This is a genomic window from Pseudomonas sp. R62 (assembly GCF_000257605.1).
Taxonomy (GTDB): Bacteria; Pseudomonadota; Gammaproteobacteria; order Pseudomonadales; family Pseudomonadaceae; genus Aquipseudomonas; species Aquipseudomonas atacamensis.
The window spans coordinates 1,740,262-1,754,969 of sequence record NZ_JH635998.1 but is presented as its reverse complement, the minus strand read 5'-3'; the positions used below and the strand labels follow the sequence as shown (position 1 = coordinate 1,754,969).

Below are 14,708 nucleotides of genomic sequence, written 5' to 3'. Positions count from 1 at the left end.
TGCAGTTGCCATTCATCTCGACCAAGTTCTACACCGGGCCGCTGGTGGCAGCTCTGGGCGATGTCGACATTTCCTGGATCATCGGCCTGGTGCTGCCGGCCGCCGTCTATTACTGCTGCGCAAAGAAATGGCACAGCACCGTGCCCGATCGCCTGATTCTGCCGGTCGAGCAGAACAGCACCCAACAAGCAAAAACGAGCGGGGCCGGTCGCGCTGCGGCGCAGGCCTGATCTGGACGTGGACCAGGCTGGATGCCTCTTGAACTGCCGTAAGCCCATTCATGATTAGGAGCGTCACGACAATGAAATCGAACAAGACCCTGCTGACCACATTGCTGTCCATGGGCCTGTTGGCCAGTGTCGGTGCGACGCAAGCCGCCGGCTGGTGCGAATCGGGCAAACCGGTGAAATTCGCCGGGCTGAACTGGGAAAGCGGCATGCTCCTGACCGACGTGCTGCAAGTGGTGCTGGAGAAAGGTTACGGCTGCAAGACCGACAGCTTGCCGGGCAATTCCATCACCATGGAAAACGCCCTGAGCAGCAACGATATTCAAGTGTTTGCCGAAGAGTGGGTCGGCCGCAGCGAGGTCTGGAACAAGGCCGAGAAGGCCGGCAAGGTCGTCGGCGTCGGTGCACCGGTGGTGGGCGCTGTCGAAGGCTGGTACGTGCCGCGTTACGTGATCGAAGGCGACGCCAAGCGCAAGCTCGAGGCGAAAGCCCCGGACCTGAAAAACATCGCTGATCTGGGCAAGTACTCCGCCGTGTTCAAGGACGCTGAAGAGCCGTCCAAGGGCCGTTTCTATAACTGCCCGGCCGGCTGGACCTGCGAGCTCGACAACAGCGAAATGCTCAAGAGCTACGGTCTGGAAAACAGCTACACCAACTTCCGTCCGGGCACCGGACCTGCGCTGGATGCGGCGGTGCTGTCGAGCTACAAGCGTGGTGAGCCGATCCTCTTCTACTACTGGTCGCCGACGCCGCTGATGGGCCAGATAGATGCAGTCAAACTGGAAGAGAAACCCGGCGTCGACAAGACCGTCAGCATCAAGGTCGGCCTGTCGAAAACCTTCCACGACGAAGCCCCGGAACTGGTCGCCGTGCTGGAAAAGGTCAACCTGCCGATCGACCTGCTCAATCAGAACCTCGGCCGCATGGCCAAGGAACGTATCGAGTCGGCAAAACTGGCGAAAATCTTCCTCAAGGAACATCCTGAAGTCTGGCACGCATGGGTGAGCGACGACGCAGCCAAGAAAATCGACGCGGCCTTGTAGGTCAGGTTTCCCGGCTGCCAGCACGGCAGCCGGACGCTTGATCGCAACCCCTTGATTGAGAGTCCCTTATGTTTCCCGAAAGCTTTACCTTTTCCATCGCCGACTGGGTCAACGGTTGGGTCGATTCGCTGGTGACCAACTACGGCGACGTGTTCCGGCATATCTCCGACACGCTGCTGTGGGCCATTGTCAGCCTCGAAGGTTTGCTGCGTGCGGCGCCGTGGTGGTTGATGCTGGCAATCGTCGGTGTCATCGCCTGGCACGCCACGCGCAAAGTGGTGACCACCGCCGTGATTGTCGGCTTGCTGTTTCTGGTGGGTGCGGTTGGCCTGTGGGACAAGCTCATGCAGACCCTGGCGCTGATGATGGTCGCGACGATCATTTCGGTGCTGATCGGCATCCCGCTGGGGATCCTCTCGGCGCGCAGCAATCGCCTGCGTTCGGTGCTGATGCCGCTGCTCGACATCATGCAGACCATGCCGAGTTTCGTTTACCTGATTCCGGTGCTGATGCTGTTCGGCCTGGGCAAGGTGCCGGCGATTTTCGCCACGGTGATCTACGCCGCGCCGCCGCTGATTCGCTTGACCGATCTGGGTATTCGCCAGGTCGACGGCGAAGTCATGGAGGCGATCAACGCCTTCGGCGCCAATCGCTGGCAGCAACTGTTCGGCGTGCAACTGCCGCTGGCTCTGCCAAGCATCATGGCCGGGATCAACCAGACCACGATGATGGCCCTGTCGATGGTGGTGATCGCCTCGATGATCGGCGCCCGTGGCCTCGGTGAAGACGTACTGGTGGGGATTCAGACCCTCAACGTCGGCCGTGGTCTCGAAGCCGGGCTAGCGATCGTGATTCTCGCGGTGGTCATCGACCGCATCACTCAAGCGTACGGCCGGCCACGCCACGAGGTGAGCAAATGAGCAACGCAAGCGTGAGCAAGATCGAAGTGCGCAACGTCTTCAAGATTTTCGGCAACCGCGCCAAGGACGCGCTGGCCATGGTCGGCCAGGGCAAGAGCAAGGATCAGGTGCTCAACGAAACCGGTTGCGTGGTCGGCGTGAACGACTTGTCGCTGAGCATCGGCACCGGCGAAATCTTCGTGATCATGGGCCTGTCCGGCTCGGGCAAATCCACCCTGGTACGGCACTTCAATCGCCTGATCGACCCCACCAGCGGGGCGATTCTGGTCGATGGCGAGGACATCCTGCAGTACGACATGGACGCCCTGCGCGAATTTCGTCGACACAAGATCAGCATGGTGTTCCAGAGCTTCGGTCTGCTGCCGCACAAAACCGTGCTCGATAACGTCGCCTACGGCCTGAAAGTGCGCGGCGAGAGCAAGCAGGTCTGCGCCGAACGCGCGCTGCACTGGATCAACACCGTCGGTCTCAAAGGCTACGAAAACAAATACCCGCACCAGCTCTCCGGCGGCATGCGTCAGCGCGTCGGCCTCGCCCGTGCATTGGCGGCGGACACCGACATTATCCTCATGGACGAAGCGTTCAGTGCGCTGGACCCGCTGATCCGCGCCGAAATGCAGGACCAGTTGCTGGAACTGCAAAAGACCCTGCACAAAACCATCGTCTTCATCACCCACGACCTCGACGAAGCAGTGCGCATCGGCAATCGCATCGCGATTCTCAAGGATGGCCGGTTGATCCAGGTGGGTACGCCGAGAGAGATCCTGCATTCACCGGCCGATGAGTATGTCGACCGGTTCGTACAGCGGCGCGCGGCGGTGGTGTGACGCTGAGTGGCCTATGTGGTGAGGGGATTTATCCCCGTTGGGTGGCGAAGCCGCCCCAAACCATGCCCGCAAATCTGTCAGACAGACCGCGGTGGCCGGTTTTGCGACTGCTTCGCAGCCGAACGGGGATAAATCCCCTCGCCACAGGGTTACCGGCATCAACAGAATTGGTATGAGGTTTTAGATGTCCCAGGCTGAAAAAATCGTTATCACAGGCAGCCCTCTGCGTTGGCAGGACGTGGTCGCTGTCGCCCGTCACGGTGCGCCGCTGGAACTGTCCAGCGACACCTGGGCGCGCATCGACAACGCTCAGGCCATCGTTCAGCGCATCGTCGCCAGCGGCGAGCGTGCCTATGGCGTCAACACCGGTCTGGGCGGTCTGTCCAACGTTTCGCTGCAAGACGAACAGCTCAGCCAACTCTCGCGCAACACCCTGCTCAGCCATGCCTGCGGTATCGGCCCGGTGCTTAGCGACGAGCAGACCCGCGCGATCATCTGCGCCGCGATCCACAACTACAGCCACGGCAAATCCGGCCTGCATCGGCGCGTGGTCGAAGGGCTGCTGGCGCTGCTCAATCGCGGCATCACTCCGCAGGTGCCGTCGCAGGGTTCGGTGGGTTATCTGACGCACATGGCGCACATCGGCATCGCGCTGCTCGGCGTTGGCAATGTCAGCTATCGCGGGCGGATCATTTCGGCGCAACAGGCGCTGGCCGAGGAGGGTCTGCAACCTGTGCAGCTCGGCGCGAAGGATGGCTTGTGTCTGGTCAACGGCACGCCGTGCATGACCGGCCTCAGTTGCCTGGCGATTGCCGACGCTACGCGGCTGCTGCAATGGGCCGATGTCATCGGCGCGATGAGTTTCGAAGCCCAGCGCGGCCAGGTCGATGCCTTCGATGCCGAGATCATTGCGCTCAAGCCGCATCCGGGCATGCAGCAGGTCGGCAACAACCTGCGCGCCTTGCTCGATGGCAGCGAAGTGATCGCCGCGAGCAAAGGCATTCGCACTCAGGATGCGCTGAGCATTCGTTCGATCCCGCAGGTTCACGGCGCCGCCCGTGATCAACTGGAGCATGCGATCAAACAGGTCGAAGCCGAACTCAACGGCTGCACCGACAACCCGTTACTGCTCGGCACGCCGGACAATTTCCGGGTGATGTCGCAGGCCAACCCGCACGGTCAATCCGTGGCGATGGCAGCGGATCTGCTGGCGATTGCCATGGCCGAAATCGGCTCGATTGCCGAGCGCCGTCTGGACCGTTTGGTCAATCCGCACGTCAGCGGTCTGCCGGCGTTTCTGGTGGCCAATCCCGGGGTCAACTCGGGGATGATGATCGTGCAATACGTCGCCGCATCGCTGTGTGCGGAAAACCGTCAATTGGCGCAACCGGCGGTGCTCGACAACTACATCACCTCGGGCCTGCAGGAAGATCACCTGAGCATGGGCACCAACGCCGCGCTGAAGCTGCATCGTGCGCTGGAAAACTGCACGCAGATCCTCGCGATTGAATATTTGCTGGCGGCGCAGGCGTTTGAATTCCTCAAGGAACAGCGCTTTGGCGTGGGCACTGACCGCGCGTGGAAACTGCTGCGCGAAACGGTCCCGGCCTACGATCAGGATCGCTGGCTGGCGCCGGATATCGCTGCCGCTGCGACCGTGTTGAAAAACCCGAATCTGCCGCACAACGTCCTACCGAATTTGCACTGACAACTACCCATACCAGCGTGCCAAGGCGTGGATCGTTCACAAGACGAGAAGCGACGGATAACGGAATGCTCCGGAGCGACTGGTAGTTAATAACAATGCTTAACAGGAGCATTTTAATGACTGCGCTGAACCTGATCCCCGGCCAACTGAGCCTGGCCCAACTGCGTGACGTCTACCAGCATCCGGTAACCTTGACTCTCGACAACAGCGCCAGCGCGCAGATCGAGGCCAGCGTCGCCTGTGTCGAGCAGATCCTCGCCGAGAACCGCACCGCCTACGGCATCAACACCGGTTTCGGCCTGCTGGCCTCGACGCGCATCGCCAGTGAAGACCTGGAAAACCTGCAGCGTTCGCTGGTGCTCTCGCACGCGGCCGGCGTCGGCCAGCCGATCAGCGATGAGCTGGTGCGACTGATCATGGTGCTCAAGGTCAACAGCCTCAGCCGCGGTTTTTCCGGGATCCGTCGGCAGGTGATCGATGCGCTGATAGCGCTGATCAATGCCGAGGTCTATCCGCACATTCCGCTGAAAGGTTCGGTCGGTGCGTCGGGGGATCTGGCGCCGTTGGCGCACATGTCGCTGGTGCTGCTGGGCGAGGGCAAGGCCCGCTACAAGGGCGAATGGCTTGAAGCCACCGAAGCACTGAAAGTCGCCGGCCTGGCGCCGCTGACGTTAGCGGCTAAAGAAGGTCTGGCGCTGCTCAACGGTACCCAGGTTTCCACGGCGTTTGCCCTGCGCGGTTTGTTCGAGGGCGAGGATCTGTTTGCCGGTGCAGTGGCGCTGGGCAGTCTTACTGTTGAAGCCGTGCTCGGTTCGCGCTCGCCGTTCGACGCGCGCATTCATGCCGCACGTGGGCAGAAAGGTCAGATCGACGCCGCTGCCGCGTACCGCGATCTGCTCGGTGAGCGCAGCGAAGTCTCCGCCTCGCACCAGAACTGCGACAAGGTCCAGGACCCGTATTCGCTGCGCTGCCAGCCGCAAGTCATGGGCGCCTGCCTGACCCAGTTCCGTCAGGCCGCTGAAGTGCTGGCAGTGGAAGCCAACGCGGTTTCCGACAACCCGCTGGTATTCGCCGCTGAAGGCGACGTGATTTCCGGCGGCAACTTCCACGCCGAACCAGTGGCCATGGCCGCTGACAACATGGCCCTGGCCATCGCTGAAATCGGCTCGCTGAGCGAGCGGCGCATCTCGCTGATGATGGACAAGCACATGTCGCAACTGCCGCCGTTCCTGGTGGCCAATGGCGGGGTGAACTCCGGTTTCATGATCGCCCAGGTCACCGCTGCGGCGTTGGCCAGCGAAAACAAGGCGTTGTCCCATCCACATTCGGTGGACAGCCTGCCGACCTCGGCCAACCAGGAAGACCACGTATCGATGGCCCCGGCTGCGGGCAAGCGTCTGTGGGAAATGGCCGAGAACACTCGTGGCATTCTCGCCGTGGAATGGCTGGCGGCGGTGCAGGGCCTGGATCTGCGCAACGGCCTGAAGACCTCGCCAAAGCTGGAACAGGCGCGGGCGATTTTGCGCAAGCAGGTGCCGTTCTATGAAAAGGACCGCTTCTTTGCGCCGGACATCAATGCGGCGACGCAATTGCTGGCGTCGCGGTGCTTGACCGAGCTGGTGCCGGCGAAGCTTTTGCCGAGCCTTTAACCCTACCCACTGATCGTTCCCACGCTCTGCGTGGGAATGCCTCAAGGGACGCTCCGCGTCCAGTGACGCGGAGCGTCACGGGCTGCATTCCCACGCAGAGCGTGGGAACGATCACTATAAGAGGAACCGGGATGAAAACCCTCTGGCAACACTGCCACGTCGCAACCATGGCCAACGGCGCCTATTCGATCATCGAGGATGCCGCGATCGTTACATCCGGCACGCTGATCGAGTGGATCGGCCTGCGCACTCAATTGCCGTCCGGCGAATACCCGGCGGTCAATGATTTGCAGGGTGCGTGGGTCACCCCCGGTCTGATCGACTGCCACACCCACACCGTGTTCGGCGGCAACCGCAGCGGCGAGTTCGAGCAGCGTCTGCAAGGCGTCAGCTATGCCGAGATCGCCGCGCAGGGCGGCGGCATCGCCAGCACCGTGCGCGCCACTCGCGAAGCCACTGAGGACGAGCTGTTCGCCAGCGCCGCCAAACGCCTGAAAAGCCTGATGCGCGACGGCGTGACCACGGTGGAAATGAAATCCGGCTACGGTCTCGATCTGGCCAACGAGCGCAAGCTGCTGCAGGTCATCCGGCGCCTGGCCGAAGAGCTGCCGATAAGCGTGCGCAGCACTTGCCTGGCGGCGCACGCGTTGCCGCCGGAGTACAAGGATCGCGCCGACGACTACATCGATCTGGTCTGCGAGCAGATGCTCCCGGCCCTCGCCGCCGAAGGTCTGGTCGACGCCGTGGATGCGTTCTGCGAATACCTGGCGTTTTCGCCGGAGCAGGTCGAGCGGGTCTTCGTCGCCGCGCAACAACTCGGACTGCCGGTGAAGCTGCACGCCGAGCAATTGTCCTCGCTGCACGGCTCCAGCCTCGCCGCTCGTTACAAAGCCTTGTCCGCCGATCATCTGGAATTCATGGACGAGGACGATGCCATCGCCATGGCCGCTGCCGACACCGTCGCCGTGCTGCTGCCAGGCGCGTTCTACTTCCTGCGCGAAACCCAATTGCCGCCGATGGACGCGCTGCGCAAACACAAGGTGAAAATCGCCATCGCCAGCGACCTCAATCCCGGCACCTCGCCGGCGCTGTCGTTGCGTCTGATGCTGAACATGGCCTGCACCTGTTTCCGCATGACCCCGGAAGAAGCTCTGGCCGGAGCGACCATCCATGCCGCGCAGGCGCTGGGCATGGCGCAGACCCATGGCTCGCTGGAGGTTGGCAAGGTCGCCGACTTTGTCGCGTGGGACATCGAGCGTCCGGCGGATCTCGCCTATTGGCTCGGTGGCGATCTGGACAAGCGCGTCGTGCGTCACGGCGTCGAATCGAATCTGTAGGAGAACGGTTGTGGACAAGGTTCTGAGTTTCAAACAAGGCCGCGTGCCGCTGCTGATCAGCATGCCCCATGCGGGTGTGCGTCTGACCCCAACGGTCGAGGCCGGGCTGATCCCCGCTGCGAGAAGCCTGCCGGACACCGACTGGCATATTCCGCTGCTCTACGATTTTGCCGAAGAACTGGGCGCCAGCACCCTGGCGGCTGAGTATTCGCGTTTCGTCATCGACCTCAACCGGCCGTCCGACGACAAGCCGTTGTATGCCGGGGCGACCACCGGGTTGTATCCGGCGACGTTGTTCGACGGTATTCCGTTGTTTCAGCAAGGTCTGGAACCGTCGAAAGAGGAGCGCGCGACTTATCTGGAGCTGATCTGGACGCCGTATCACCGCACCTTGCAGCAAGAGCTGGCGCGACTGAAAGCCGAATTCGGCTACGCGCTGTTGTTCGATGCGCACTCGATCCGCTCGATCATCCCGCACCTGTTCGACGGCAAACTGCCGGACTTCAACCTTGGCACCTTCAATGGCGCCAGCTGTGATCCGCAACTGGCTGCTGAACTGGAAGTGATCTGCGCGCGGCACGAGCAGTTTACTCATGTGCTCAACGGTCGCTTCAAGGGCGGACACATCACCCGCCAGTACGGCGACCCGGCGCAGAACATCCACGCCGTGCAGCTGGAACTGTGCCAGTCCACCTACATGGAAGAGTTCGAACCGTTCCGCTACCGCGCCGATCTGGCCGAACCGACGCGGGTGGTGCTCAGGGAATTGCTGCAGGGCTATCTGGCCTGGGCAAAATCTCACTACAGCGCCTAACCGCTGTGGGAGCGAGCCTGCTCGCGAAGGCGTCCGTTCAGCCGACAACCAGGCCGAATGACACACCGCGTTCGCGAGCAGGCTCGCTCCCACAGGATCGCGCTCAGCCCGTGAGGGTGATGGCTGACAAACGGTGACAGCGTACAGGCATGCTCATTGACGCAAATCGGGTTTATGATGCCCAACGGCAGAATAATACGAGTCCCCCCAGGGATGACCTCGACCCCTTACGGAGCGCGCAATGCAGACTTTGTTTCCGCAGATCAAACCCCACGCCCGGCACGATCTGGCTGTCGATGACACCCATACGCTGTACGTCGATGAAAGCGGCTCGCCGGAGGGTTTACCGGTGGTGTTCATCCACGGTGGCCCCGGCGCCGGCTGTGACGCCCAGAACCGACGCTATTTCGATCCGAATCTGTATCGCATTGTCACCTTCGACCAGCGCGGCTGCGGTCGCTCGACGCCGCACGCGAGCCTGGAAAACAACACCACCTGGGATCTGGTCGAAGACCTTGAGCGCATCCGCAAACACCTGGGCATTGAAAAATGGGTGCTGTTCGGCGGCTCGTGGGGTTCGACCCTGGCGCTGGCCTACGCGCAAACCCACCCGGAGCGGGTCCATGGTCTGATTCTGCGCGGGATCTTTCTCTGCCGTCCGCAGGAAATCGAATGGTTCTATCAAGCCGGCGCCAGCCGTCTGTTCCCCGATTACTGGCAGGACTACATCGCGCCGATCCCGCTGGACGAGCGCGACGACCTGCTCAACGCTTTCCACAAACGCCTGACCGGCAACGATCAGATCGCCCAGATGCATGCGGCGAAGGCGTGGTCGACCTGGGAAGGGCGCACCGCGACCCTGCGCCCGAACCCGCTGGTGGTCGATCGTTTCTCCGAGCCGCAACGCGCGCTGTCGATCGCGCGGATCGAATGCCACTACTTCACCAACAATGCCTTCCTTGAGCCGAACCAGTTGATCCGCGACATGGGCAAGATCGCTCATCTGCCCGGCGTGATCATTCACGGTCGCTATGACGTGATCTGCCCGCTCGACAACGCCTGGGAGCTGCACCAGGCCTGGCCGAACAGCGAATTGCAGGTGATCCGCGACGCCGGCCACGCCGCGTCCGAGCCGGGCATCACCGATGCGCTGGTGCGCGCCGCGAGCAAAATGGCCCAGCGCCTGCTCGACCTGCCGCTCGAAGAAGCATGAAGGCGCTGTTACAACGCGTACGCGGTGCGCGGGTAGAGGTCGCCGGCGAGGTTGTCGGCGCGGTCGATCAAGGTTTGCTGGTGCTGGTGGCGGTAGAACCCGACGACACGCGTACCAGCGCCGACAAACTTCTGCATAAGCTGCTTAACTATCGGGTATTCAGTGACGCCGAGGGCAAGATGAATCTGTCCCTGGCGGATGTGCGTGGCGGGTTGCTGCTGGTCTCTCAGTTCACCCTCGCCGCCGACACCAAAAGCGGTCTGCGTCCGAGCTTTTCCACGGCCGCACCGCCGGCGCTGGGTGAAGAATTGTTCGACTATTTATTGAGTCAGGCGAAACAGGTGCATGGCACTGTGGCATCAGGTAGATTCGGCGCCGATATGCAGGTGCACTTGGTCAACGATGGCCCGGTAACCTTCCTGTTACAGACCTGACAGTGCCTGAAACATGTTTTTAGGCAATTTCGACTGTTTTTAGGCTGTTTTCGCGATAAATACTTTGTTACCCCTGATGCGTTGTCATCCGGGCTACTAGATAATCGCGCGCTGCGGGGATCGACATTCGTTGATCCGTTTTGACTTAGGTAGAGACTTGTCTGGATCCGATTGGGGAATCATTTTGCCCTGGCGGAGTCGGAACAATGCTCGCCAACCTGGCATGAGCGGTCTGTACGGCCATTTTTGTCAGCATTATTTCGAGGGCCATGAAGCCAGAGGCAAGGCGCTGCGACGACTCTTAGCTCGCTATGGGGAGGAGCAGCAACGCAGTATCTGGCTTCATGGAACCGAAATAAGCTGACTAAAAATGGCCACACAGACGGCTTGCTGGCCGTTGGTTTATTGATCTGTTTTCGGCGAGGGTTGCTCGTGATTGTTAGTCCCTGTAATGCAGCAAAAATGTCTGCCAAACGCATGCGAAGTGCTCTGGTAGCGGGTTCGGCGCTCCTGTGCCTGCTCAGCGCCGGTCAGCTTTGGGCGTTCAATCTTGACGACGTATCGGCCAAGGCCAAAGAGCTGGCCGGGCAGAAGTTCGAAGCCCCGCGCAGCAACCTGCCGAACGAATTCCGCGAAATGAAGTTCGCGGACTACCAGAAGATCCGCTTCCTCACCGAAAAGGCTGAGTGGGCCGATCAGAAGACGCCGTTCAAGCTCTCCTTCTATCACCAGGGTATGCACTTCGATACACCGGTGAAAATCAACGAAATCACCACCAATACCGTCTCGGAGATCAAATACGATCCGAGCCGCTTCGATTTCGGCGATCTGAAATTCGATCCGAAAGCCACCGAGCAACTGGGCTATGCCGGTTTCCGTGTGCTGTACCCGATCAACAAGGCCGACAAGCAAGACGAGATCATGACCATGCTCGGCGCGAGTTACTTCCGCGTCGTTGGCAAGGGCCACACCTATGGTCTGTCGGCCCGTGGTCTGGCGATCGATACCGCGCTGCCGTCGGGTGAAGAATTCCCGCGTTTCCGCGAGTTCTGGATTCAGCAGCCCAAGCCAGGCGACAAGCACCTGGTGATCTTCGCTCTGCTCGATTCGCCACGCGCCACCGGTGCCTACCGCCTGATCCTGCGTCCGGGCAGCGACACCATCGTCGACGTCAAGGCGCAGATGTTCCTGCGTGACAAGGTTGGCAAACTGGGTATCGCGCCGCTGACCAGCATGTTCCTGTTCGGCGCCAACCAGCCGTCGAAAGTCCTCAACTACCGTCGTGAACTGCACGACTCCAGCGGTCTGTCGATCCATGCCGGCAACGGCGAGTGGATCTGGCGCCCACTGAACAACCCGAAACATCTGGCCGTGAGCAACTTCAGCGTCGAGAACCCGCGTGGTTTCGGTCTGCTGCAGCGTGGCCGTGACTTCAGCCACTACGAAGACCTCGACGACCGCTACGACAAGCGCCCGAGTGCCTGGATCGAGCCGAAGGGCGAGTGGGGCAAGGGTACTGTCGATCTGGTAGAGATTCCGACCGCTGACGAAACCAACGACAACATCGTTGCGTTCTGGAGCCCGGAAAAAATGCCGGAGCCAGGCCAGCCGCTGGACTTCGCCTACCGCATGCACTGGACCATGGACGAAGCAGCACTCCACGCGCCGGACAGCGCCTGGGTGGCACAGACCCTGCGTTCGACCGGTGACGTCAAGCAATCGAACCTGATCCGTCAGCCCGATGGCAGCGTCGCCTATCTGGTCGACTTCGAAGGTCCATCTCTGGCGGCCTTGACGCCGGATGCCGACGTGCGCAGTCAGGTCAGCGTCGGTGACAACGCCGAACTGGTCGAGAACAGCGTGCGCTACAACCCGGAAACCAAGGGCTGGCGCCTGACCCTGCGGATGAAGATCAAGGATCCGAGCAAAGCGACCGAAATGCGTGCCGCCCTGGTTCAGCCAGTGGTCACCGCAGATCTGGGCAAATCGGTGCCGGCGTCCAATTCGTCGGTCGCCAAGGCTGACAAGGTTGCCGCCAAGCAACAGGAAAAACTCGACAAGGAAGCCAAGGCCGCCGAAGCCAAACAGGCTGAAGCCAAGCCTGCAGCCGACGCCAAGGACAAGGCCAACAAAGACGCCAAGCAGCCAGTCGCTGCCGACGCGGCCCCAGCCACACCGGAATCGGCGCCGACTGAAGAAGTCCTGACCGAGACCTGGAGCTATCAGTTGCCTGCCGATGAGTAATTCACCAGTACAGCCAGAGACTCTGTCCGAGTATCTGGCGCATCTGCCGATGACCGACGAGCAACGCGCGGAACTCGCGGGTTGCCAGTCGTTCAGCGAGCTGCATGAACGCCTGTCGTCCTCGACCTTCGACGCCCCTGCCGAAGCCGCCCAGGCTTCGGTGGGCAAGCGTCTGACCCTGAGCACTGCCGAAGAACTGGCTGAAGCGGAAATGCTGATGCTCGACGCCAGTGGTCGGGTCAGCCTCAAGGCGACCCCGCCGATCCGCCGCACCAAGGTCGTGCCGGAGCCATGGCGCACCAATATCCTGGTGCGTGGCTGGCGCCGTCTGACCGGGCGCACCAACCCGCCGCAGCCGCCGAAGGACGCCAATGTTCTGCCGGCCGCGCGCTGGCGCACCGTCGGTTCGATCCGCCGCTACATTCTGTTGCTGCTGATGCTCGGTCAGACCATCGTTGCCGGCTGGTACATGAAAGGCATCATGCCGTACCAGGGCTGGTCGTTCGTCGATCTGGAAGAAGTCCTGCATCAGCCGCTGCTGCAAACTGCCACGCAAGTGCTGCCGTATGCGCTGCAAACCAGCATCCTGATTCTGTTCGGGATTCTGTTCTGCTGGGTCTCGGCCGGTTTCTGGACCGCGCTGATGGGCTTCCTCGAGTTGCTAACCGGCCACGACAAATACCGTATCTCCGGGAAAAGCGCTGGTAACGAGCCGATTCCCAAAGATGCGCGTACTGCGCTGGTAATGCCGATCTGCAACGAAGACGTGCCGCGCGTATTCGCCGGTCTGCGTGCGACGTTCGAATCGGTAGCGGCCACCGGTGATCTGGATCGCTTCGACTTTTTCGTCCTCAGCGACAGTAACGACACCGATATCTGCGTCGCCGAGCAACAGGCCTGGCTGGATGTCTGCCGCGAGGCCAAGGGCTTCGGCAAGATCTTCTATCGCCGTCGCCGCCGTCGTGTGAAGCGCAAGAGCGGCAACCTCGACGACTTCTGCCGTCGTTGGGGCGGTGACTACAAGTACATGGTCGTGCTCGACGCCGACTCGGTGATGAGCGGCGAGTGCCTGACCAGTCTGGTGCGCCTGATGGAAGCCACGCCGGACGCCGGGATCATCCAGACCGCGCCACGTGCGTCGGGCATGGATACCCTGTATGCGCGGATGCAGCAGTTCGCCACCCGCGTGTACGGCCCGCTGTTTACCGCCGGTCTGCACTTCTGGCAGTTGGGTGAATCCCACTACTGGGGTCACAACGCGATCATCCGCATGAAGCCGTTCATCGACCACTGCGCCCTGGCGCCGTTGCCGGGCAAGGGCGCGTTCTCCGGTGCGATCCTGTCCCACGACTTCGTTGAAGCTGCGCTGATGCGCCGTGCCGGCTGGGGCGTGTGGATTGCCTACGACCTGCCGGGCAGTTACGAAGAGTTGCCGCCGAACCTGCTCGACGAACTTAAGCGTGACCGTCGCTGGTGTCACGGTAACCTGATGAACTTCCGCCTGTTCCTGGTCAAGGGCATGCACCCGGTGCACCGCGCGGTGTTCCTCACCGGCGTGATGTCTTACCTGTCGGCGCCGTTGTGGTTCTTCTTCCTGGTGTTGTCGACCGCGCTGCTGGCGGTGAACACGCTGATGGAGCCGCAATACTTCCTCGAACCGCGTCAGCTCTATCCGCTGTGGCCACAATGGCACCCGGACAAGGCCATCGCGCTGTTCTCGACGACCATCGTGCTGCTGTTCCTGCCGAAGCTGTTGAGCATCATCCTGATCTGGGCCAAGGGCGCGAAAGAGTTCGGCGGCAAGTTCAAGGTGACCCTGTCGATGCTGCTGGAGATGCTGTTCTCCATGCTGCTGGCGCCGGTGCGGATGATTTTCCACACCCGCTTCGTCCTCGCCGCGTTCCTCGGCTGGGCGGCGACCTGGAACTCGCCGCAGCGTGACGACGACTCGACGCCGTGGAGCGAAGCGGTCAAGCGCCACGGTCCGCAGACGTTGCTGGGCTTCTTGTGGGCGCTGCTGGTGATCTGGCTGAACCCGAGCTTCCTCTGGTGGCTGGTGCCGATCGTCGGTTCGCTGATGCTGTCGATCCCGGTATCGGTGATCTCCAGCCGTGTCGGCCTGGGCCTGAAGACCCGTGACGAGAGCCTGTTCCTCATCCCCGAGGAATACAATCCGCCACAGGCGCTGCTGGCAACCGATCAGTACACCCACGAGAACCGTTACCACGCCCTCAACGACGGCTTCGTCCGCGCCGTGGTCGATCCTCAGCAGAACGCCCTGGCGTGCTCGCT

At 61.6% G+C, this 14,708-nt stretch carries 11 protein-coding genes and 1 pseudogene; all 12 read left to right on the top strand.

From position 1 onward, the window contains the following. A pseudogene (locus OQK_RS09045) lies at window positions 1-230 on the top strand (cytosine permease); the annotation flags it as partial. Between the two features lie 71 nt (window positions 231-301). Further along, window positions 302-1,270 (top strand): ABC transporter substrate-binding protein, encoded by a 969-nt coding sequence (locus OQK_RS09040; protein WP_016772088.1) that lies wholly within the window; start codon window positions 302-304, stop codon window positions 1,268-1,270. Between the two features lie 68 nt (window positions 1,271-1,338). Then, window positions 1,339-2,190, top strand: a complete 852-nt coding sequence (locus OQK_RS09035) for an ABC transporter permease (RefSeq protein WP_016772087.1) — start codon at window positions 1,339-1,341, stop codon at window positions 2,188-2,190. Continuing rightward, the gene (locus OQK_RS09030) at window positions 2,187-3,017 is read left to right on the top strand and encodes a quaternary amine ABC transporter ATP-binding protein (protein ID WP_016772086.1); all 831 of its coding nucleotides are present in this window, start codon (window positions 2,187-2,189) and stop codon (window positions 3,015-3,017) included. Before OQK_RS09035 ends, OQK_RS09030 begins: the two co-directional genes overlap by 4 nt. Window positions 3,018-3,201: 184 nt before the next feature. Then, on the top strand, window positions 3,202-4,725 hold the full coding sequence (hutH, locus tag OQK_RS09025; protein ID WP_016772085.1) for a histidine ammonia-lyase: 1,524 nt from the start codon (window positions 3,202-3,204) through the stop codon (window positions 4,723-4,725). A 116-nt stretch (window positions 4,726-4,841) separates the two neighbouring features. Continuing rightward, a complete protein-coding gene (gene hutH / locus OQK_RS09020; RefSeq protein ID WP_016772084.1) occupies window positions 4,842-6,374 on the top strand; it encodes a histidine ammonia-lyase in 1,533 nt (510 codons plus the stop codon). Window positions 6,375-6,505: 131 nt separating this feature from the next. Beyond that, window positions 6,506-7,711, top strand: coding sequence for an imidazolonepropionase (gene hutI, locus OQK_RS09015; protein WP_016772083.1), 1,206 nt, complete (start codon window positions 6,506-6,508; stop codon window positions 7,709-7,711). A 10-nt stretch (window positions 7,712-7,721) separates the two neighbouring features. Continuing rightward, window positions 7,722-8,525, top strand: a complete 804-nt coding sequence (gene hutG / locus OQK_RS09010; protein ID WP_016772082.1) for an N-formylglutamate deformylase — start codon at window positions 7,722-7,724, stop codon at window positions 8,523-8,525. Between the two features lie 241 nt (window positions 8,526-8,766). Beyond that, complete coding sequence (gene pip, locus OQK_RS09005) at window positions 8,767-9,738, top strand: prolyl aminopeptidase (RefSeq protein WP_016772081.1); 972 nt, start codon at window positions 8,767-8,769, stop codon at window positions 9,736-9,738. Further along, a complete protein-coding gene (gene dtd, locus OQK_RS09000) occupies window positions 9,735-10,172 on the top strand; it encodes a D-aminoacyl-tRNA deacylase (RefSeq protein WP_016772080.1) in 438 nt (145 codons plus the stop codon). The genes pip and dtd overlap by 4 nt, the downstream gene beginning before the upstream one ends. Window positions 10,173-10,634: 462 nt before the next feature. After that, window positions 10,635-12,416, top strand: a complete 1,782-nt coding sequence (locus OQK_RS08995) for a glucan biosynthesis protein G (RefSeq protein ID WP_162098724.1) — start codon at window positions 10,635-10,637, stop codon at window positions 12,414-12,416. Further along, the coding region (mdoH, locus tag OQK_RS08990) for a glucans biosynthesis glucosyltransferase MdoH (protein ID WP_016772078.1) at window positions 12,409-14,708 on the top strand (2,300 nt) is incomplete at its 3' end. The genes OQK_RS08995 and mdoH, both read left to right, overlap by 8 nt.